The organism is Micromonospora sp. BS32, from assembly GCF_059089345.1.
Genome location: NZ_JBSSHR010000103.1, coordinates 1 through 460, shown reverse-complemented (window position 1 = coordinate 460; position 460 = coordinate 1). Strand labels below are relative to the sequence as shown.

1 protein-coding gene is annotated in these 460 nt (G+C 72.6%); it reads left to right on the top strand.

All coding sequences use genetic code 11. The annotated features are described in order from the left end of the window. Nucleotides 1-460: replication initiator (locus AC5RWQ_RS30455; RefSeq protein WP_494286039.1), on the top strand; the 460-nt coding region annotated here is incomplete at both ends.

Below are 460 nucleotides of genomic sequence, written 5' to 3'. Positions count from 1 at the left end.
ACTCCGGCGAACTGTGGCACCGCACCAAGCAAGCCGCGGAACGCCACCTGGCCAAGCTCGCCCGCCGACGCGGCATCCCCCGCGTCGAGGTCGTCACCGCCTCCGGCAACACCCGCAAGGTTCCGCCGGTCCGCCTCTCGCACGGCAAGGTGGCCGAGTTCCAGGCTCGGGGAGCTGTCCACTTCCACGCCCTGGTCCGCCTCGACGGCGTCGAACCGGACGACCCCACCGCCGTCGTCCCCCCGCCGGCCGGGTTCACCGTCGCCGACCTGGAAGACGCCCTCCGGCACGCCGCCGAACAGGTCGCCTTCACCACCCCGGCCCACCCCGACCGGCCCGACGGCTGGCCCATCGCCTGGGGCGAGCAGGTCGGCGTCCGCCCCATCTCCCTCACCGGAGACGGTGAGGTCACCGACAGCATGGTCGCCGGCTACCTTGCCAAGTACGCCACCAAAAGCAC